Genomic DNA, 19,335 nt, shown 5'->3' on the forward strand with positions numbered 1-19,335 from the left:
GGTTTTTTCGTTAGTCATCAAGTTGCTGGTTAAGCCAGAGTGCCCATAATTTTTGTGCCGTGTCGGCATACTGGCTAAGGCCGCCGGCAAATTCCGGGCTAAACCACTGGGTAAAGACGTTGTATAAAACGTCTTGTACATCTTGTGCTGATTGGCATTGCGGTAGAATGCGTAAAATACTCCCCACTTCAGGCGCATAGCCTTCGGGGTTTGCCACCAAATGGATCATCATTGGGTCGCAGTCAAATAGGAGCTGGCACACCTGCTTAAACCAGAGTGGATTTTCTGCAAGAAAATACTCACCAATGGCTCGCTCATTTTGTGCCCATTCATACCAGTCAGGTTGTGACATGGGCACCTTGTCGCGGCATGGGGGTAAGAAAAACGGAGCATAAAGCCATCGTTTTTCTGCCCGGTTTTAGCTAGACAGTTCGTCGGCCAATTCTTGCGCCGCTTTAAAGTCTATGGTGCCTTCATAAATGGCACGGCCTGTAATCACACCTTCGATTCCTTCTGCTTCAACTTCGGCTAGTTTTCTAACATCATCCAGATTGGTCAGGCCACCTGAGGCAATCACGGGGATAGTTAGTGCTTGGGCCAGTTTGACGGTGGCTTCGATATTCACGCCAGAGAGCATGCCATCGCGGCCGATATCGGTGTAGATCACACTTTCTACACCGTAGCCTTCAAAGCGCTTGGCCAGATCAATCACATTCAGATCAGTGATCTTGGCCCAGCCATCGGTGGCTACAAAGCCATCTTTTGCATCTAGGCCTACAATAATCTGGCCGGGGAAAGCATCGCAGGCTTCGTGTAAAAAGCCAGGTTGCTTGATGGCTGCGGTGCCGATAATGACGTAATCGATGCCTGCATCCAGATACATTTCTATGGTCTCTAAGCTGCGAATGCCGCCACCCAACTGGACGGGCACTTCGCCATTGATTGCTTTGAGAATGTTTTTAACCGCAGATAGATTCTTGGGTTTGCCAGCAAAGGCACCGTTTAGATCAACAAGGTGCATGCGGCGGGCGCCTTGGCCTAACCAGTGGCTTACAAAGCTGGCAGGGTCGTCAGAAAATACAGTGGCATCGTCCATTTCGCCTTGGCGTAGGCGTACGCATTGGCCGTCTTTAAGGTCGATTGCAGGAATGATAAGCATGATGGCGTCAGGTTTATTTTAGTGTGGAGAAAAAGTTTTGCCATGATTAAATCAAGGCATTACAAGTCAGCATAAAAGAAAAATACGATGGATGGCTGCTCTGAATGGACTCAATTGCAGGGTATTGTTGAGAAACCCGCTGCCATTAGCTCCTTGCTTTTAATGTAGCAAAGCGCTGCATTCAGATATTTTGCATTCATCTACCTTTTAGATACATCCGTCCCAGTTTACAAAATTCTTTAATAAGCTTAGACCAGCATGATGACTTTTTTCAGGATGGCATTGAATAGCAAAGATATTATCCCTTGCTACTGCTGCTGCAAAGCGATATGGGTAGCTGCTTTCTAAAACGGCAATATTTTCTGTGGGCTGAAAGTGATAGCTGTGCACAAAATAAAAGCGTTCGGCATCATTAATGCCTGCCCAAAGCGGATGATCATGTACCTTAAACATTTCATTCCAACCCATATGCGGCACTTTTAGTTTTTGGCCTTGGGCATCAAACATTTTATCTTTTGGAAAGCGCACAACCTTGCCTTTAAAAACACCAAGGCCAGCGGTATTGCCTTCTTCACTGTGCTCAAATAAAAGCTGAGCGCCTACACAAATGCCAAGAAAAGGCTTGTTGTGGGTGGCATCAAGTACGGCTTGTTTTAAGCCGCGTTCGGTCAGCTCTTTCATGCAATCGGGCATGGCACCCTGGCCGGGGAAAACGACTTTATCGGCAGCTGCCACCACGGCGGGGTCTGCAGTTAGCACAATTTCTGCCAAATCGCCTGCAACGTGTTCTAAAGCTTTGGTAACCGAGCGTAAATTACCCATTCCATAATCGACGACTGCAATTTTCATGGTGATTTTCAGCGTTTGATCAGGGCCTCATTGCCGCAGATCGGATGATTGATATCAGCTTGATACTGACACAGTTGCAAGGCTGTGCCACGTTTTTTCTGCTCCGCGATCAGGCAAGCGACAGCATGTACGGTGCCAGCCAGATCTTGTGAGATGAAATCATGGCCGCTAAGTTCAGCAATTGCTACATCTTGCCGCAATAAAAGATGTTTTAAGCTGGCGCTGCGCTCTGCCAAGCAATCTACCGCAGCACTTGTTTGCCGCTTATCGTATTCGCCATGCGGGCTGTTTTGCAGATTTAAATAGCGCCACTGATAGCGGTAGTAAATATGATTGCGCCGCTCTATTACTGAGTCAGTGTCTATCCAGCTGCTGGAATCGCGATCCTGTGCCCATTGTAGCCAGTTGCCTGCTGCGTGGCTTGGGTTGGACAAAATGAGCGCAAGAGTGGCGATAAGTAGGCGCATTAACCGACTAAAGTGCCTTTGGTAGAAGGTGTGATGCCCGCCATGCGCTCATCCAGCTCTACGGCCATACGCAGTGCGCGGCCTAAGGCTTTAAATACGGTTTCGGCCTGATGGTGGGCGTTCTGGCCTTTCAGGTTATCAATATGCAGGCTGATGGCTGCGTGATTGATAAAACCTCTGAAGAATTCGCCAAACAGATCCACATCAAAGCCGCCAATCATGGCACGGGTGTATTCAACGTTGTATTCCAAACAGGGGCGGCCTGATAAATCGACCACCACGCGGCTCAGTGCTTCATCCAACGGCACATAGCTATGGCCGTAACGACGAATGCCTTTTTTATCACCCACGGCTTGGGCAAAGGCTTGGCCTAGAGTAATGCCAACGTCTTCTACGGTGTGATGGGCGTCGATATGTAAATCGCCGACCGCTTTGATTTCGATGTCGAATAAACCGTGGCGAGCCACCTGATCGAGCATATGTTCAAAAAAGGGCACGCCGGTATCAAATTTCGATACCCCTGTTCCATCAAGATTGAGCGTGACGGTAATCTGGGTTTCCAGCGTATTACGACTAACAGTAATCTGACGCATTTCGATACTCTTGATCAAGGGGCAGTAGATTTAAACAATGGCCGTCTGCAAATAGATTCAGACATACTTGCGAGCGATCAAGATTTAGCCTGAATGACAGGCTTCTTCCCGAAGGCCGCATGCTTGGCTAATTGTCTACGAGAACCGCTTTGTCGTGAAGCCTTTACTGCTTACGTATTACAGAGGCTTGTTATGTTTTACCTTTGTTTTTCAGAGGTTGGCGTTGACGCAGTGCCGCTGCGATGCCTTTTTTTGCCCAGAAAATCATTGTTGTTGCTTCTTCTAAAGCGTCTTCGGGCAGCGGGTAATACGCCATGCTTAGTTCTAAGCCGTCTTTTTTGCTGTAGCTAAACGTCAACAGACCCTAGCTTGCAAAAATCTGCCTTCGATTCTGCATCTGTCTTGATATACAAAATATCGTCTGCAACGATGGCAAAGAAAATTTCATCGCAATACAAGCCATAGCCACTAAACATGGCCTTAGCACGCAGCGTGCCCATTGGGGCGAGTAGTTCTAGCAAATATGCTACATATTCACTTCGTTTAGCCATTTTTCCCCCTTTTCTGTGAGTAATTTAAACGATTTATGTAGTTTATGGCGCGGCGCTACATTCAGGCTGCATCAGCATTCTGTGCTGCTATCTATGCCAAAAATACAACGAATATGCCTATGTCTTGACTTGTACCTATGAAATGCCTACATTTTGCTTCTGATTACCTAAGCAAAGCGCTTTATGAGTGCTGTTTTCAGTGATTGAAATGTATTTCTCGCGAGAAGTCTGTTCAGTGTTTTGAAGGTTCAATTTTTTTAAAAAAGCATCACATTTAGAAAGTCTAGTCTAGTCGAGTCAAAACAAGGTCGTATTCCAAAAATGGTGGATTAAGAGTCCACTTGATAAAATCGGAGAGAGAATCATGTCAAAGCGTTTTAAATTAGTTCGTCCGTTGATGCTGGCCGCTTTATTGTCTTCAACATTTGCTCAGGCTGCAGATACGACTAAAGTTGAATTCTGGACATTTAACTTGGCCAAATTTGCCCCGTATTGGAACGATACTGTTCAGCGTTTTAATAAAGCCAACCCTGAGCTGGAAGCTGTTTGGGTTGATATGAACTGGGATCAGGTTCTGCCTAAACTGATTTCTGCAATTGCTGCAGGCAATCCACCGGCGCTGGTGAATTTTAATACGCCATGGACGCATGAATTTGCTCATAAAGATTTGATTATTCCGCTGGATGCTTTAATTGGTAAAAACAAAGCAGAATATCAGCCGGGCGCTTTGGCCGACTTAACCGTTAATGGCAAAATTTATGGTTTCCCTTTTTATAATGCAGTATCGGTTATTGCATATAACAAAGAGATTCTGAATAAGAGCGGGATTAAAACTGATCCAAAAAACTTTGATCAGTTTATTAGCGCTGCTCGTGAAATTACCAAAAAAACCGGTGTTGCGGCGTTCTCGCCTAAATTGGCAACCAAGAGCGGCGATGGCGGCATGATTCCTTGGTTCCAGTATATGGGCCTGCCTATTTTTGAAAAGGGTAAAGCGGCATTTAATAGTCCTAAGCATGTGAAGGCTGTTCAATTATTTGCTGACCTTTACAAGCAAGGTGTCTTGCCAAAAGACAGCTTCCGTCTTGAATACGAGCAAGAAATTGCGGGCTATGGCGCGGGTAAAATCGCCATGATGACCACTGGCCCAACCGCTCTGGGTAAATTGGTAACAGATAATAAGCCTGCTTATGATAAAACTGCGGTAATGGCATTCCCTGCTGGTGACGGCAAAATGGCACTGGGTGCATGGCTGATGTCTTTTGTAGCGCCTAAAGGCTACAAATCACCAGAAGCAGCGGCAAAACTGGGCTTGTTCCTAACCAATAGCGAGCAACAATTGGGCTTCTCGCAAGCAACGGGCACAACCTTCCCATCGGCTCGTAAAGCGGCAGAAAGTGCATTCTTTATGTCCGGTGCAAATGGTGGTGATCCAGTGGGTGTAGCACGCGCAACTGCGGCTAAATCAATGGGCGCGGCACGTACGCTGACATTACCGGCAGCGCTGATGCCAGATGATACTTCGATGCGTAAAGAATTTAATGATGAAGTGCAAGCTGCAGTAGAAGGCCGTAAATCGGCTAAAGAAGCTTTGGATACCGCGGCTAAAAAATGGAATGCGCGTATTGCTGCTAAGTAATAAATATCTGTTTTCCTCTGCCGGTAATCGGCATTTTATTCCTCTGCCTAGGCAGAGGAATTTTTTTTGTATTGCGGCTGAGCAGAGCGGCCGCAGACACATCGATTAAGCTACGCAAACAGAGTTTACTGAGCCATTTTATACATCTGATTTTGCTTAAATCGGCAATAAATGTAGTGCTGAAATTAATATCAACAAAATCTGCTTGTTTTTTATGTCAAGTGATTGACTGTACCTACAAAACACCTATACTACACCTACAAACACCCATGTACTGAGGTTGGAAAATGCGCTCTAGTTTGAAAGTTCTGCTGCTTACCCTGTGCTGTAGCTCTGCCTTTGCAGCCGTTGATCGTACCGTGGGGCCAAATGGCGAAATACCGACCTCTTATACCCAAGTGAAGCTGGCGGCACCGGATGTTGCTCAGCTTAAGGGTAAAAATTATAAAGCGGCGATTTTGATGCATACCACCTCGGATTTTTCGACCGCTTTGATTGCAGGCGCAAAGAAGGTGTTTGATGAATTGGGTATTAAGGTGGTGGCGGTGACCGACGCTGAAATGGATCCAAAAAAGCAGCGCACCGATCTGGAAACCGTATTAGCACTGAAACCCAATATTATTATTTCGCTGGTGATTGATCCTGTTTCTGGTGCGGTGGCGTTCAAACAAGCGACTCAGCAGGGCGTGAAGTTAGTGTTTATTAGCAATGCGCCGCAGGGATATAAAGCAGGCAAAGATTACGCAGGCATTGTGACCGACGATTTATTTGGCATGGGTAAAGCTGCGGCAGAGCTAATGGCAGATAGCATTGGTAGTAAGGGCGATGTGGCGGTGATGCATCACGCGGCCAATTACTATGTGACGAATCAGCGCGATAACGCGGTAAAAGCAGTGTTGGCGCGTTACCCAAATATCAAAGTGGTAGCCGATAAAGGCATTGCTAATCCCAACGATGGCGAAGTGATTGCTTCGGCGATTCTGACGCAAAATCCATCGGTGAAAGCCATTTACGCGCCTTGGGATGCGATTGCCGAAGGCGTGACCGCAGCCGTTCGCGCTGCGGGCCGTAAAGACGTAAAAGTAGTGACGATGGATCTGGGTGCAGCCAATGCGCTGGATATGGTGAAGGGCGGCAATGTGGCGGGAATTGTGAGTGATCTTCCCTACGATATGGGTAAAACGCTAGCCACGATGGGCGCGATGTCTTTGCTCAATAAGCCAACGCCTGCTTTTGTTACTGTGGACGCCATCAAGGTGACCTCGGCCAATCTGGCTACGCAGTGGCAAAAAGCCCTGTTCCGCCAGCCACCAGATGCTGTTGTGAAAGCGTTGGCAGCAAAAAAATAATAGTTAGTCGTTGATAACAGCCTTAAGTCTGTAGACACAGAGAACACTGAGTTTAAAAACAGCACATAGAGAAATCATAAGAACGAGATGATGGTTCTGAGATGCACTGTTTTCTCAGGGTAGTTTCGCAGGGTGTACAACGACGCAGTCGCTCGTTACCAAGAGTGGTGTGAGCAAGAAAGACGACATGCACACCCTACACAAAACCAGACTTGGACCTGTTTTTGACCTTTAGTTGACAGGGTTGGGTTTTACTCGGCAAGCAACAGGGATTTCACCTCAATGAATGAAGCTGCAATTCAAGCACGAGGACTCACTAAATCGTTTGATGGCAATGCCGTATTAAAAGGCATTGATTTCACCCTTAGGCAGGGTGAGGTGCATGCGATTGTGGGCCAGAATGGCGCGGGTAAATCTACGCTGATGAAGCTTTTGAATGGTTATTATCAGCGAGACGCGGGTGAGCTGGTCTTATTTGCTAAGCCGGTAGATTTTCAGTCTCCACGTGATGCGCGCGATGCTGGGATTGTGATGGTTTATCAGGATCTAAGTCTCGTTGCGACGATGAGCGTGGCTGAAAATATTTTTATGGGCAATTGGTTGGGCCGGGGTGGCATGGTCGATCACCATGCCATGGAGCTGGCCACGCTGGCTGTGCTGGAAAAAATGGGCATCGTGCTTGATCCTTGGCAGAGTGTTGGTGAGCTGACGATGGGCCAGCAGCAGTTTATCGAGATTGCCAAAGCCATTTCGCAAAATGCCAAGGTTTTGATTCTGGACGAGCCCACCGCATCTTTATCCGATAAAGAAATCGAAAAGCTGTTTGCTGTGGTGAACACGCTAAAGTCGCAAGGCGTTTCGATTATCTATATCACTCATTATTTGCGCGATATTTTTAAGATTTGCGATTCAGTCAGCGTGCTACGCGATGGCTTTTTGGTACGCAGCAGTCCTGTGATCAGCACCAATCTCGAAGAGCTGGTGGCCGATATGCTGGGCCACCATCGTAACGCCAATGAAAACTGGCAGCGCGTGGCCGTAGATACCGAGCAAACGCCTCTGCTAGAGCTACGCAATGTGGTGACGTCGGTGCTTGAGGATGTGTCTTTCAAGGTGTATCCGGGGCAGGTGGTTGGCTTGGCGGGCTTGCTTGGCAGTGGTCGTACCGAGATTCTGGAAGCCATTTTTGGCCTGGATGCTATCGAATCAGGGCAGATTTTGCTCTCTGGTCAGAGCGTTAAAATTAAAACCCCGAAAGACGCGATTAAGCTTGGCATTAACCTTGTGCCAGAAGACAGGCGCAGCCAGGGTTTGGTTTTAGATTTTAGTGTTGCTGACAATATGCTAATGTCTTTGTTTGATAAATTGTCGTCTCCCTTACTACTCGATGAAGGTCGGGGCAAAGAGCTGGTTGAGAGCCTGATTAAGCGTCTGCATGTTAAAACCAGCGGGGCGGATCAGTTGGTGAGATTTTTATCCGGCGGTAATCAGCAAAAAGTAGTTATTGCTAAATGTATGAGCACCAATGCCCGTGTCATGCTGCTGGATGATCCTACCTTTGGTATTGATCTGAGCTCCAAATACGAAATTATGCGCATCGTTAATGAATACGCAGCGCAGGGAAATGCGGTGATTTTTGTTTCTAGTGAATACAGTGAAATAGCCAGTTTTTGCGATAGCACTTATATCGTGAATAAAGGACGAATTGCCGGGCAGATTAAAGAAGGGCAAACAGAAGAGCGTTTGTTAGCTGCGGTGCAGTAGGGATCAGGGCGTAGGTGGGGTTAGCTGATTTCTTCGCGGGTTTTAGCGAAGAAACCGGAGTAACCCAACATTCAGACAAAAAGATTAGGGTTTAGAAAAAAATCTAATTCCTAAATCTAAGAGGGATGGTATGGATATCACTGCAAATAAAGCGGAAACAGGGCTTGTTCCTACCCGCCAGATCGATTGGAAAAGCTCAGTTATTTATCTGGTTTTTATCGGCATTTTCTTGTTTTTTTCGATCACTCTGCACGACAAGGGTTTTTTAGACGCGGGTAATCTAATGAATATCGCCCGCCAAACCGCCATGATTTCTATCATGGCAGTGGGGATGACTTTTGTTTTATCTGCCGCAGAAATTGATTTGTCTTTTGGCGCAATTGTGGCGCTATCCGCAGTGACTGCCGCCATGCTGATGCCCTATGGCATGGGCTGGGCCGTGTTGGGGGCCTTACTTGCAGGCTCTTTGTGTGGACTGATTAATGGCTTGTTTGTGGCGAAAGTAGGCATTCCATCTTTTCTGGTCACCCTTGGTATGGCGGGGATTATCACTGGGGTCACGCGCTGGATTACCGCCTTGCAATCGATTCCGGTAGAGAACGAAACCTTTGTATTTGTGTTTGGCTCTGGGGATATCGGCCCTGTTTCGGTGTTATTTATCTGGATGATCGTAATTGCCGCGTTGGGGCATGTATTACTGCGCCGCACCGCTTTTGGCAAGGAAGTGCTGGCCAGCGGTGGCAATAAAATAGCAGCGATGTATTCAGGAATTAACGTCAATCGTATCAAGCTGTATGTGCTGGTGCTTAATGCATTCCTTGCGGCACTGGCAGGAATTCTCTACTCAGGCCGTTTGCAAAGCGCGCGTTACACCCTGGGCGAAAATGATCTGATGATGGTGGTGGCTGCGGTAATTATTGGCGGCACTAGCCTGTTTGGCGGCAAGGGCACGGTAATGGGCTCCATCATCGGCGCGCTGATTATGGGTATGGTGAATAACGGTCTGGTGCTGATGGGGCTGAATGTCGATCAGCAAATGATTTTCCGCGGCCTGATCATTATCTTCGCCGTCACGCTGACCATGGGCAATTTACGCAAGAAAAAGCGCTGATCAAATCTTTAAAAGGTCTGTAGACACAGAGATAAGGAAGAACACAGAGCACGCAGAGAAAATCGAGAGCTAATGCTTGCGTGTGTTTTTCTCTGTGTTCTTTGTGCGCTCGGTGTTCTCTGTGTCTACAGATTTTTCTTCCTGAATTACCTATTTCCTTATTTACCTCAGACCGTGTTTTACACGGCCTATGGCCCTTTATTGCTTAAATTTGGAGTTTTAGTATGTTTGAATCGTTTCGCAGCCAGGCAGCACAAAAAATAAGCGGCTGGTCTTTAGAAGAAAAAGTGGGGCAATTATTTATTCTGGCTTTCCCTGGCAAAGACGCCGAAGCGGCTCGCCCTTTGATTGAGCGCTACAACTTGGGTGGCTGTTACTTAAGCCAGGACAATGCGGCCACTTTTGCCGAGGCGCGCCAGCTCACTCAGGCGATGGTCGCCATTGTGAATCAGCGTGTAGATGCCGTGCCGATGCTTTTGGGCGTGGATCAGGAAGGTGCATGGAGTGTGCTGACCCCGCAATCAACCACAGGGCCGGGCAATCTGGCCTTGGGCAGTGCCGATAATCCAGCGCTTAGCGCACAAATGTATAGCGTATTTGGTATTGAAATGCGCTCGGCTGGTTTTAACTGTGTGCTTGGCCCTTGTGCTGACGTTAATTTGAAACCTAATTCGCCGATTATTGATACCCGTGCCTTTGGTGAAGTGCCTGCTCAGGTGGCGGTGCAAGTGGGGGCGGCGGTGCATGGTGCGCATGATGGCGGGATTGTCGTTTGTGCTAAGCACTTTCCCGGGCACGGTGACACCACCGGCGACACGCACCGTGAAATTCCTGTGGTAGATAAATCTTTGGCGACACTGATGGTGGAAGACCTTGCACCGTTTAAAGCCGCGATTGATGCGCGGGTTGAGCTGATGATGACCTCGCATATCTGCTATCCGCAGATTGATCCGGTTTATCCAGCCACTTTATCTAAGGCCATCTTGCAGGATGTCTTGCGCGAGAAGCTGGGCTTTAAAGGCATTGTGATTTCCGACAGCATGAATATGGGTGCGATTCGCCATAATTTCCCGCCGGTAGAAGCCGCTATTATTGCGTTTAAAGCCGGTATCGACATGATGATGCTCTCTGAAGAGCACTACGATCACAACGATAATTATCTTGAAAACCAGCTGGCCATGATCGGTGCAATTGTTAGTGCGGTAGAAGATGGCCGTATGCCGGAAGCCGAGCTGAATGTGATTGTAGAGCGGGTGGTGGCCTTTAAACTGGCGCGTTTGGTGGGTATGCCGTTATTTAGCGAGTTCAATCCAGAGGTAAACCGCAAGGTTGAGCAAGCCGCAGCCAAGGCTGCTGTAAAAATTTTGGCTGATCCGGCACGTAATTTACCTATTCAAGCGGATAAGCAAGTCTTTGTACTGCAAACCACACCGCTGGCCGATTATGCCAATTTGGTGAATCCACGGGGCATTGGCCCGAATCAAGCCACACCAGCTTTTGATTATTTTGCGGCAGAAATAAGCGCGGGCATGGCCAGCGATAGGCTGAGTATTCTGGATTACACCGAGGCCAAAGGATGGCTTGCCGGGGTGAAAGTTGAGCCTCGCCAGCTGATTCTGGCCGTGATCGAAAACTACCCGCTGCCCGGCGAAGATTTCAAACAAGCGGCATCTAAAGCCTTGGTCGCCGAATTGGCGGCTAAATTTGGCGCGCAACTCGTGGTGATTGGTTTACGTAATGCCTATGAGCCAGTACCTGAATTAGCAGGCCATGTATGTGCATATGGCAGCCGTGAATGCAGCGCACGGGCGGCTGCGCAGGTTTGCTTGAGTGTCTGATGTATTTAGTTTTCTGCGTAGAGCCTGCCCTTGAATGTTGTAGTCGGGGGCGGGAATCCAGTATTTTTGCTGGGTTCCCAATAAAGGAATTCGGGGATGACGGTTTAATTAGAACGGTTTTTTCTTAATCATTTATTTTTACAAAAGGAGGTGCAGAAATTAAATAGACTTGGTTTTGGCTTTGCGTATTAGATTTTTCAAAAAATATAAAGAACTTGCTTTTTAAACAGCATTTATCCTAAACAGAGAGACGCATGAAAAATTCAATGAAACACCGCTTAACCATCCTAGCTAGTTTATTAGTTTCTGTTCCAATGGTTGCGACTGCCGCACCCGCTGCAACTAAGGGATCTTTCCAGGATTTCCTTGAGAATATGCGTGCTTTTGAGTCGGGTATTGACCCTGCTAAAGCAGATTTTTATAAGCAAAATTTTAATTCACCTATTCTTCGTTATGCCAAAGTAGTGGTCCCTGGCTTGCCCGTTCGTGATCCGGCTACTGGTAGCCTGATTATTGAACCTACAACGGTAAATCAGTACTTTACCAAGCTGGGTCTTAATACTCTTTATAATCCAGATGCAGCAGACCAAACTGCAATGTTTAAAACAATGCAATACAGCTCGCTGAATGCATGGGGTTTTATTGGTTATCAGCTGGGTGAAGCATTAATGATTGATACCGGTTATTACTCACCGGTGAAATATGTTTCTGCAACTGAAAGTCTGGATAAATTCTATATTTTTGCGCCTGATTCAACATGGGCAAATGGCGTGACTGAAGCAAGTATTGAAATTCCAGGCTCTGGCGGTAATAAAGTTCGTGGCACGCACAATAATCGCTGGGAAGGTACTTTCTCCGGTAGAAACGGCGTTAATAGCTTTGCAGATTTAAAAATCCCTGCAAAACAAGAATATGTGATTCGTGATGCCATGCGTTTTAATTATGGCGTGATGTCAGAAAAATTAGCGGCTGCAAATATTACTTGGGCACAGGCTTTAGCTAAAACATGGCCGGGTAAAGACGAGCAGGGCAATCCAATTACCATTAAAGCCACCATGTCTGGTTTATTAGCAGCGGCTCATTTGGGCGGCGCTTGGGGTGCAGCTGATTTATTGATCACAAACAAAGTGGCTTGCGATGAGCAAGGCACTTGCGTTACAACGTATATCCATAAATTTGGTAATTACGATACGCAAATTGATACTCCGAGCGACGACACCATCAGTGGTGGCCCGCTGGATGAAGTGTTATCGGCAGGCTTGGGGAATGACATTGTTTATACCGGCGGGGGTAAGAACACTATTTATCTCAGCCAGTTCCCAGGTGGCACGACCACAGTAAAAGACTTTGTTGTGGGTAATGATAAGCTGGTATTACGTAACTGGACCGGCTCTAACCCGCTGGCTAATTTAGCCGTTACAGATAGCGCAGGTGGTGCATTGCTGCAGTTTGCAGGCCAGTCTGTTCTGCTTGAGAAAGTCTCTGCTGCTACCATTAGGGCAAATCCTGCCGCAGTGATTGCTGTTTCTGCGGTGTATAAATTGGCATGGTCAGGCAAGCAAACAGCCTCTGGTTTTAACCCGGTTCTGGATCAGATTCAAGGTACTGCGGGCTTAGGCTTTAAGCACCTGAAAATATTCCAAGACAACGGTAGCTTGTTTGTAGGCACACAAGCCGCGGATGGCGGTATTTACTCTTGGATTGAATTACCGGGCGTAACACGTGCGCAAGTAACTAGCGACATGTTTAGCAATATGACTGGCAGCTATTCTGCGCTTGAATACACCGTGCTGCTTAACCCGACTACATGGGGTTGGGGCAAGGTAAAGAGCGTTGATTACTTTAAAGCGGCCAATACCACCGTTAATCTAGCTGCATTTGCTTACAACTTTGGTGCCTTAGCTTTGAAGCAAGAGGGTGCTGATGTGGTGCTTACCTTAAACCCAGCTTCCAATGGTGGGGATACTAAGGCGCTGCGTTTACTCAATACTAAAATCTCTGATTTGTCGGCCAAGAATTTCTATGGCGTAACTGGCAATTACAGCGACATTAAGATTGATGATCCATCGACTGCGGTTTACTTTCCGGTAACGGCTTCGGCTGGCACAGGCGGTGTGATTGCGCCTTCTGGCGTGGTGCAAGTGCGTGAAAAAACCAATCAGGTTTTCACCATTACACCCAACGCCAATTTCAAAATTAAGAGCATTACTGTAGATGGCGTAGCACAAGCCATCAGCAGCGCATTTACCCTAGTGAACGTGACTGGCCCACGTAGTGTTGCTGTCAGTTTTGAAGCGGGTAGCTCCAGCACTTGCGCAGCAGCTGCTTGGTCTGCAACGCAGGTTTACGCTGCTGGCGGTACTAAGGTTTCACACAAAGGCTTTGAGTACACCAATAAATGGTGGACACAGGGTAATGAGCCAGGCACAAACGATGTATGGACTAAAGGCGCTGCTTGCCAATAAGCCATCGGTGCTAATGAGTGAGTGAAAGAAAAAAGCCCTGCCATCGATTGATGGCTGGGCTTTTTTGTGTGACGACTGATCATTAAAAATAGGTTTTCTTTAAGATAAATAGTTTAATTTTAAGCTTGGTTTTCTCCATAAAACTTCGTGGTTCAAGGTTTGGGTTTTATTAAGCAGATAAACTAATTAAATAATTGCGCAGATTAATACCTTTATTGGTGATACCCAATTTACTTCTTAAACTATTTCTGTGATTTTCAACGGTTTTGGAAGCCACGCTTAAGCTTTGCGCAATTTCTTTAGTCGACATGCCTACTTTAATAAATTTGGCGACTTGCACTTCCGATGGCGTGAGCAGGGCGTATAGGCTGGTATCAATATCGCCATTATCATTCACTGCGGATGCCACAATCCCTTCGATTAAATCGAGGCACATAATTAAAATAGGATCTGAAATCGTGGCCTTTACCTGCCTGATTTGTGGCAAATGCTGGCTGCGAATACGCTCTAATACTTCATCAATTTCGCCGCTATCTTGCCATTCTCTGAATTCGGTCAGCGTTTCAGTCAGGCTGTAGAATTTTGCAAAATCGGGGCTAGGGTAATGAGCGTCGTTCTCTTCTTCTAAAGAGCCCACTTCGATATGCCATAAGGTCTGGTTAACGCGAAATAAATGCAGTTTTAAATCGCGGTTAAAAAACTTCCAGCCATCCAAGCCGCTCACCGAAGTTTTAATCAGCGCTTTAATTGCAGCCAGATTATCCTGTCCGATCAGAAAGCTGAAATGATCAAGCTGAGTGGCTGTTTCGTGCGAAGGATAATTATGATCCAGAATCTCGCCCGAGCTAAAAAAGCTAATCACAAAGATATTGCGATAGGCGAGCACATATTGAAATGAGCTGATTTTCATTTCAAGTTGTTCAATTAATTGCTTGGTCTGGTCAGTGGTCATTCTTTAGCTTGAAAGTGGTTAGGGCGCACGGTATTTGTGAGATTCATTTTAGCTTAGCTGTTGTGGGATGGGGGGATTGAATGTTGCGTTGCGGGGGGATGGTTTGTGTTTTTGCGTGATGGGCTTTATCTAATTAGCGCTAAGTGATGCAAAAGCCTATTTCTAGTGCCCTTCGGCACGTGGATTTTGGTGCGGGAATCCCCCGCGGGGGACTCACTTTCTTGAACGGCCAAGAAAGTAAGCAAAGAAGGCCGCCCCGACCAGCACGAACGCCCCTCACTGCGGATAATCGGCTCGGCGAAAAAGGCTGCTCGGGAGCAAGCCCGCTACCCCTTTTCCGAAACCCCGATCCGCTTATTCCTTTCTTCGGCGTGCTTCAAGGGGGATTTAAGCCCCGTGCGATGAGGAGGAGTAAACGGCAGATTATTGGGTTTGAAAATGCTCAAAACTCAAAAATATGAACTCAAAATCTCGTTTTCTCCGCGAAGCTCCGTGTTTCAAGATTTGGGTTTTAAGCCTCAAGCTACGGCGGGTTTTTCGCCGTAGCTTGCTCACTCATCAATCCTTCAAACGATATTCCGCCGATCGTGCATGGGCTGTTAGCCCTTCGCCGTGGGCGAGGGTGCTGGCGATGCGGCCTAGTTTTTGGCTGCCGGCTTCTGAAACTTGGATGATGCTGCTGCGTTTTTGGAAGTCGTAAACGCCGAGCGGGCTGGCGAAGCGGGCAGTGCGGGCGGTGGGTAAAACATGATTTGGTCCGGCGCAATAATCGCCTAAAGATTCGCTGGTGAATTTGCCCATAAAAATCGCACCCGCGTGACGTAGCTCAGCTAGGTAGGCTTCTGGGGTAGCGATGGATAATTCCAGATGTTCCGGCGCAATATAATTGGCAATTTCGCAGGCTTCGTGCAGATCTTTTACCTTGATTAAAGCGCCACGGCCGGTGAGGGACGCGCGAATAATGTCTTGGCGCGGCATGGTGGGGAGTAGCTTTTCGATGCTGGCGGCAACTTGCTGGATGAAATTTTCATCCGGGCAAAGCAGAATCGCTTGGGCGATTTCATCGTGCTCGGCTTGGCTGAATAAATCCATCGCGATCCAATCTGGATCGGTTGTGCCATCGCAAATCACTAAAATCTCGGATGGGCCAGCCACCATATCGATGCCAACCACACCAAATACGCGGCGCTTGGCCGCGGCGACATAGGCATTGCCGGGGCCGGTGATTTTATCCACAGCAGGCACGGTTTCTGTGCCAAAAGCCAGCGCGCCCACGGCTTGCGCGCCGCCAATACAGAATGCTCGGCTTACACCGGCTACATACGCCGCGGCCAGTACCAGATCATTGCGCTCGCCGCGTGGCGTTGGCACTACCATAATAATTTCAGCCACTCCGGCTACATGAGCGGGAATGGCGTTCATCAATACGGATGATGGATAGCTTGCCTTACCACCCGGTACATAAATCCCTACTCTATCGAGTGCCGTTACCTGCTGGCCCAGCACCGTGCCATCCTCATCCGTGTATTGCCAGGACGCCATTTTTTGATGTTCGTGATATTTGCGCACTCGTTCCGCTGCGGCCACTAAGGCCTCTCTCTGCACATCGGGCAGGCGCTCGAAAGCGGCTTTTAGCTCAGCCTGGGTCAGCTCCAGCTCGGCCATGGTTTGTGCCGCAACACCGTCAAAGCGCTGGGTATATTCCACTACAGCCGCATCGCCGCGTGCTTTTACATCGTCGAGAATGGCCGCAACCCGAGTATCAACATCCGGATCTTGCGAGGTTTCGAAAGCCAGCAGGGCGGCGAGTTGTGATTGAAAATCAGCAGAACGAGAATCAAGGCGACGCAACATGGCAGAGTCCAAAAATCTATTGTGGAACGATTATACCCAACTAGACTTGCTCGTCAGAAAATCATCTGTGTGGCTTATTGTCTTGATTAGATGGATGTTCTATTGAAAGTAGTGTTGTTAAAACGTTGTGTTAGAGCTGAAATTATTCATTTTTAAATGTTCGTTTTTATAAACTTCTTTTTATGGGGTTAGTTACTTATGAAATGTAATTTCATTTTTAGTGTATTTCTAAGTTGGTACAATTATCATTTTTTCTTTTCTTTTCTTTTCTTTTCTTTTTAAGTAAGTATTTCAGTAATTATTTTCACATTTTCTGACAATTTCATTAGTTGTTGGTATGATGACAAATGGATATTTCGGAGTGGTTGTACTTGGTTTTTAATTTATTGCATAAAAATCATTTATTAAAAATAAGGTATTTTGTGATGAAAATTAAAAAATTATTAATGCAAAATTATAGAACATTTGAAAATTCAGAATTAAATTTTCATGGTTGTTATACTGCCATCTGTGGTCAAAATGATGCGGGGAAAAGTAATATAATTCGCGCTATTAGATCTATAATAAAGTCTTCAGGGGATAGGTTTGGTTTTAATAAAGACCCAGATATTAACTATAAAAAGGATTATCCAAAATGGCAAGATAAAGACCACACAAATAAGCAAATAAGATTCGTATATCTATTTAATGTTTGCAAGAAAAATGACACTGGTCTTTTTCGCTTTATTATAGATTACTTGAAGTTGGATAATCTTGAAGATTATGAATGTTTTGATTTTGAATTACATATTGAATACTTGAGTGATAAACCAAATCCTGATGTAAAAGTTGTTGTTTGTGATAAAGAGTACAAAGAGTTAAAAGCTGAAGAAGTTTTTAAAAAAATACAACAGTCTATTCTTGTTCATAATTCAACAGAAACTGATCCATATCAATTCAATAGTCTTTTTGAAGATGTTGGTTCAGAAACTGCAAGTGAGTTTGATAATATTGCTGCGACAGTGCAAAAAGCACTAGGGAAAGTTGCAAAGGCGCATAAAAAAGAATTGTCAGAATTACTTGGTCGACTTGATGCTAAGTATAAGGTTGGTATCTCTCTTCCAGATTATAATATGGAGTACCTGCCGTATAATATTACATTGGGGGATGCTAAAATTGATGTTGAAATAAATGATTGGGGTAGCGGAACAAAAAATAGGACTAATATTTTGCTTCAATTATTAAGGGCAAAACAAATAAGTCACTCAACAACAACCGCATCAAAAATTACTCCTGTAGTTATTGTTGAGGAACCAGAAAGTTTCTTGCACCCATCCGCACAGGCAGAGTTTGGTCGCTTTCTTCAAGATATTGCCGAAGAGTTTAAAGTTCAAGTAATTGTTACTACGCATAGTCCATATATGCTAAGTAAAAAAGGGCCAGAGTCAAACATCCTGTTAAAGAGGAAAATAGTACATAGTCAAATGAGAGAGACGGAAGTCATTGAGACAAGTGGTGATAATTGGATGGAGCCATTTGGTGTTGCGTTAGGGCTTTCGAATGAAGAATTTATGCCTTGGAAGGATATATTTTTTAATAATTCGAATTCAATTTTGATGGTGGAAGGAAAGTTTGATGTTGAGTATTATGAATTATTAAGGGATCCAATTCATGGCAAGAATAAATTAGATTTTGAAGGGGTTGTTTTTGATTATGATGGTTGGTCAACACTTAAAAACCCAACATTGTTGAGGTTTCTTAAAAATAGATGTAAAAAATTTTTCATTACATATGATTTAGATGTGGAAAAAGATATTGAAGAAATTCTTAAGAGGAATGGGTTCAAAAGAAATGAGGATTACTTTCCGATAGGAAAAAACGTTAGTGGATTGAGAAATATTGAAGGCCTTTTGCCTAGGAGTTTTGTGGATAAAGTAAACTCTATAAATGGAAGTTTAGTTTCAGCTGCTATGCACGGAATGAAGAATGAGCAAGAATCTGCAAAAACAAATTTGAAGCGATTATATGTAGAAGAGTTTAAGAAAAATGCCCGTATATCAAATGGTGATTTTGATGATTTTTATAAAATAATTAAGATTATTAATAAAGCATTTTTGAAAAATAAATGATATTTTTTGAAGTATATTTATTCCCAGCTAAACAGCACATCCGCCCGCTCTTTACTGGCTTCAATCAGCTTTGCATTCGGGCCGTCAGTGTTGCGTACCCATTTGATAGCGGCGGCTTCGCTGCGGCCAAATTGCATATGGCGCTTGATCAGGCGAGATTCTCTGAGGGCGTGGTCTACGTCTACATACCAAGTTTCATCGAGCAGGCGGTGTAATTTGGCCCAATGCCCGCTGCTCAGCAGTAGGTAATTGCCTTCGACGATGACGAGCTGGTTTTCAGACTGGATAGGAATGGCGTTGGCGATGGGCTCTTCGATTTCGCGGCGAAACTCGGGGGCGTAGATGGTTTCGCCTGCGGGCTGGGTTTTTAGTCGCTGAATCATTTCTGCAAAGCCTGCGCTATCGAAGGTATCTTCTGCGCCTTTTCTTTCTGCCTTGCCAAGGCGGGCCAGCTCGCTATTAGCCAGATGATAGCCATCCATAGGCACAACGATGCTTTGTTCTGGGTAAAGCTGTTGAATCTCTTGCGCCAGCGTGGATTTGCCCGAGCCGGGCGGGCCAACGATGCCGAGTAATTTGCGTTGGCCACTGGCCAATAGGGCATCGATTCTGGCCAGATAGTGGGGCTGGATCATT

17 protein-coding genes are annotated in these 19,335 nt (G+C 46.0%); 7 read left to right on the top strand and 10 right to left on the bottom strand.

The features are described 5' to 3' along the window. Nucleotides 1–10: 10 nt before the first annotated feature. The 7 genes from VN23_RS18295 to VN23_RS18320 all read right to left on the bottom strand — a co-directional run bounded on the left by VN23_RS18295 (nucleotide 11) and on the right by VN23_RS18320 (nucleotide 3,619). Nucleotides 11–352 (bottom strand): hypothetical protein, encoded by a 342-nt coding sequence (locus tag VN23_RS18295; protein ID WP_046351646.1) that lies wholly within the window; start codon nucleotides 350–352, stop codon nucleotides 11–13. A 66-nt stretch (nucleotides 353–418) separates the two neighbouring features. Continuing rightward, nucleotides 419–1,159 (bottom strand): 1-(5-phosphoribosyl)-5-[(5-phosphoribosylamino)methylideneamino]imidazole-4-carboxamide isomerase, encoded by a 741-nt coding sequence (hisA, locus tag VN23_RS18300; RefSeq protein ID WP_046351647.1) that lies wholly within the window; start codon nucleotides 1,157–1,159, stop codon nucleotides 419–421. A 207-nt stretch (nucleotides 1,160–1,366) separates the two neighbouring features. Next, entirely contained in the window at nucleotides 1,367–2,008 is a 642-nt protein-coding gene (gene hisH, locus VN23_RS18305; protein ID WP_046351648.1) for an imidazole glycerol phosphate synthase subunit HisH, read from the bottom strand. An 8-nt stretch (nucleotides 2,009–2,016) separates the two neighbouring features. Further along, nucleotides 2,017–2,475, bottom strand: coding sequence for a hypothetical protein (locus VN23_RS18310; RefSeq protein ID WP_046351649.1), 459 nt, complete (start codon nucleotides 2,473–2,475; stop codon nucleotides 2,017–2,019). Beyond that, nucleotides 2,475–3,068 carry an imidazoleglycerol-phosphate dehydratase HisB gene (gene hisB / locus VN23_RS18315; RefSeq protein ID WP_197432953.1) on the bottom strand — a complete coding sequence of 198 codons (594 nt, stop codon included), beginning with the start codon at nucleotides 3,066–3,068 and terminating at the stop codon, nucleotides 2,475–2,477. Before hisB ends, VN23_RS18310 begins: the two co-directional genes overlap by 1 nt. A 190-nt stretch (nucleotides 3,069–3,258) precedes the next feature. Further along, nucleotides 3,259–3,384, bottom strand: coding sequence for a TfoX/Sxy family protein (locus tag VN23_RS22230; RefSeq protein ID WP_231743301.1), 126 nt, complete (start codon nucleotides 3,382–3,384; stop codon nucleotides 3,259–3,261). Nucleotides 3,385–3,415: 31 nt separating this feature from the next. Continuing rightward, the gene (locus VN23_RS18320) at nucleotides 3,416–3,619 is read right to left on the bottom strand and encodes a TfoX/Sxy family protein (RefSeq protein ID WP_052746553.1); all 204 of its coding nucleotides are present in this window, start codon (nucleotides 3,617–3,619) and stop codon (nucleotides 3,416–3,418) included. A 364-nt stretch (nucleotides 3,620–3,983) separates the two neighbouring features. Between VN23_RS18320 and VN23_RS18325 the strand changes: the two genes are divergently transcribed. From VN23_RS18325 to VN23_RS18350, 6 genes are all read left to right on the top strand, one after another. Then, the gene (locus VN23_RS18325) at nucleotides 3,984–5,258 is read left to right on the top strand and encodes an ABC transporter substrate-binding protein (RefSeq protein ID WP_046351650.1); all 1,275 of its coding nucleotides are present in this window, start codon (nucleotides 3,984–3,986) and stop codon (nucleotides 5,256–5,258) included. Nucleotides 5,259–5,545: 287 nt separating this feature from the next. Next, nucleotides 5,546–6,607, top strand: coding sequence for a substrate-binding domain-containing protein (locus tag VN23_RS18330; RefSeq protein ID WP_046351651.1), 1,062 nt, complete (start codon nucleotides 5,546–5,548; stop codon nucleotides 6,605–6,607). A gap of 282 nt (nucleotides 6,608–6,889) precedes the next feature. Further along, the gene (locus VN23_RS18335) at nucleotides 6,890–8,371 is read left to right on the top strand and encodes a sugar ABC transporter ATP-binding protein (RefSeq protein ID WP_046351652.1); all 1,482 of its coding nucleotides are present in this window, start codon (nucleotides 6,890–6,892) and stop codon (nucleotides 8,369–8,371) included. A gap of 130 nt (nucleotides 8,372–8,501) precedes the next feature. Next, entirely contained in the window at nucleotides 8,502–9,482 is a 981-nt protein-coding gene (locus VN23_RS18340) for an ABC transporter permease (RefSeq protein WP_046351653.1), read from the top strand. Nucleotides 9,483–9,706: 224 nt separating this feature from the next. Continuing rightward, nucleotides 9,707–11,320, top strand: a complete 1,614-nt coding sequence (locus VN23_RS18345) for a glycoside hydrolase family 3 protein (RefSeq protein WP_046351654.1) — start codon at nucleotides 9,707–9,709, stop codon at nucleotides 11,318–11,320. A 254-nt stretch (nucleotides 11,321–11,574) separates the two neighbouring features. Further along, the gene (locus tag VN23_RS18350; RefSeq protein ID WP_197432954.1) at nucleotides 11,575–13,785 is read left to right on the top strand and encodes a carbohydrate-binding protein; all 2,211 of its coding nucleotides are present in this window, start codon (nucleotides 11,575–11,577) and stop codon (nucleotides 13,783–13,785) included. A 169-nt stretch (nucleotides 13,786–13,954) separates the two neighbouring features. Here the strand turns inward: VN23_RS18350 and VN23_RS18355 are convergent, their stop codons facing one another. Together VN23_RS18355 and hisD are read right to left on the bottom strand one after the other, a co-directional pair. Continuing rightward, nucleotides 13,955–14,737 (bottom strand): helix-turn-helix transcriptional regulator, encoded by a 783-nt coding sequence (locus tag VN23_RS18355; RefSeq protein ID WP_046351655.1) that lies wholly within the window; start codon nucleotides 14,735–14,737, stop codon nucleotides 13,955–13,957. Between the two features lie 558 nt (nucleotides 14,738–15,295). Continuing rightward, on the bottom strand, nucleotides 15,296–16,591 hold the full coding sequence (gene hisD / locus VN23_RS18365) for a histidinol dehydrogenase (protein ID WP_197432955.1): 1,296 nt from the start codon (nucleotides 16,589–16,591) through the stop codon (nucleotides 15,296–15,298). Between the two features lie 425 nt (nucleotides 16,592–17,016). Between hisD and VN23_RS18370 the strand changes: the two genes are divergently transcribed. Further along, a complete protein-coding gene (locus VN23_RS18370) occupies nucleotides 17,017–18,699 on the top strand; it encodes an ATP-dependent nuclease (protein ID WP_197432956.1) in 1,683 nt (560 codons plus the stop codon). 17 nt (nucleotides 18,700–18,716) lie between these two features. On the opposite strand, the gene VN23_RS18375 is transcribed toward VN23_RS18370, so the two are convergent. Beyond that, the gene (locus VN23_RS18375; RefSeq protein WP_046351730.1) at nucleotides 18,717–19,334 is read right to left on the bottom strand and encodes a nucleoside/nucleotide kinase family protein; all 618 of its coding nucleotides are present in this window, start codon (nucleotides 19,332–19,334) and stop codon (nucleotides 18,717–18,719) included. Nucleotide 19,335 lies beyond the last annotated feature (1 nt).

It is taken from the genome of Janthinobacterium sp. B9-8, assembly GCF_000969645.2.
GTDB lineage: Bacteria > Pseudomonadota > Gammaproteobacteria > Burkholderiales > Chitinibacteraceae > Iodobacter.

Coding starts and splice junctions, on each gene's coding strand:
- hisA (WP_046351647.1), bottom strand. CDS start 1,159: ATGCTTATCATTCCTGCAATCGACCTTAAAGACGGCCAATGCGTACGC.
- hisB (WP_197432953.1), bottom strand. CDS start 3,068: ATGCGTCAGATTACTGTTAGTCGTAATACGCTGGAAACCCAGATTACC.
- VN23_RS22230 (WP_231743301.1), bottom strand. CDS start 3,384: ATGGCGTATTACCCGCTGCCCGAAGACGCTTTAGAAGAAGCAACAACA.
- VN23_RS18335 (WP_046351652.1), top strand. CDS start 6,890: ATGAATGAAGCTGCAATTCAAGCACGAGGACTCACTAAATCGTTTGAT.
- VN23_RS18325 (WP_046351650.1), top strand. CDS start 3,984: ATGTCAAAGCGTTTTAAATTAGTTCGTCCGTTGATGCTGGCCGCTTTA.
- VN23_RS18345 (WP_046351654.1), top strand. CDS start 9,707: ATGTTTGAATCGTTTCGCAGCCAGGCAGCACAAAAAATAAGCGGCTGG.
- VN23_RS18340 (WP_046351653.1), top strand. CDS start 8,502: ATGGATATCACTGCAAATAAAGCGGAAACAGGGCTTGTTCCTACCCGC.
- VN23_RS18355 (WP_046351655.1), bottom strand. CDS start 14,737: ATGACCACTGACCAGACCAAGCAATTAATTGAACAACTTGAAATGAAA.
- VN23_RS18310 (WP_046351649.1), bottom strand. CDS start 2,475: ATGCGCCTACTTATCGCCACTCTTGCGCTCATTTTGTCCAACCCAAGC.
- VN23_RS18295 (WP_046351646.1), bottom strand. CDS start 352: ATGTCACAACCTGACTGGTATGAATGGGCACAAAATGAGCGAGCCATT.
- VN23_RS18375 (WP_046351730.1), bottom strand. CDS start 19,334: ATGATCCAGCCCCACTATCTGGCCAGAATCGATGCCCTATTGGCCAGT.
- VN23_RS18350 (WP_197432954.1), top strand. CDS start 11,575: ATGAAAAATTCAATGAAACACCGCTTAACCATCCTAGCTAGTTTATTA.
- VN23_RS18330 (WP_046351651.1), top strand. CDS start 5,546: ATGCGCTCTAGTTTGAAAGTTCTGCTGCTTACCCTGTGCTGTAGCTCT.
- hisD (WP_197432955.1), bottom strand. CDS start 16,591: ATGTTGCGTCGCCTTGATTCTCGTTCTGCTGATTTTCAATCACAACTC.
- VN23_RS18320 (WP_052746553.1), bottom strand. CDS start 3,619: ATGGCTAAACGAAGTGAATATGTAGCATATTTGCTAGAACTACTCGCC.
- hisH (WP_046351648.1), bottom strand. CDS start 2,008: ATGAAAATTGCAGTCGTCGATTATGGAATGGGTAATTTACGCTCGGTT.
- VN23_RS18370 (WP_197432956.1), top strand. CDS start 17,017: ATGAAAATTAAAAAATTATTAATGCAAAATTATAGAACATTTGAAAAT.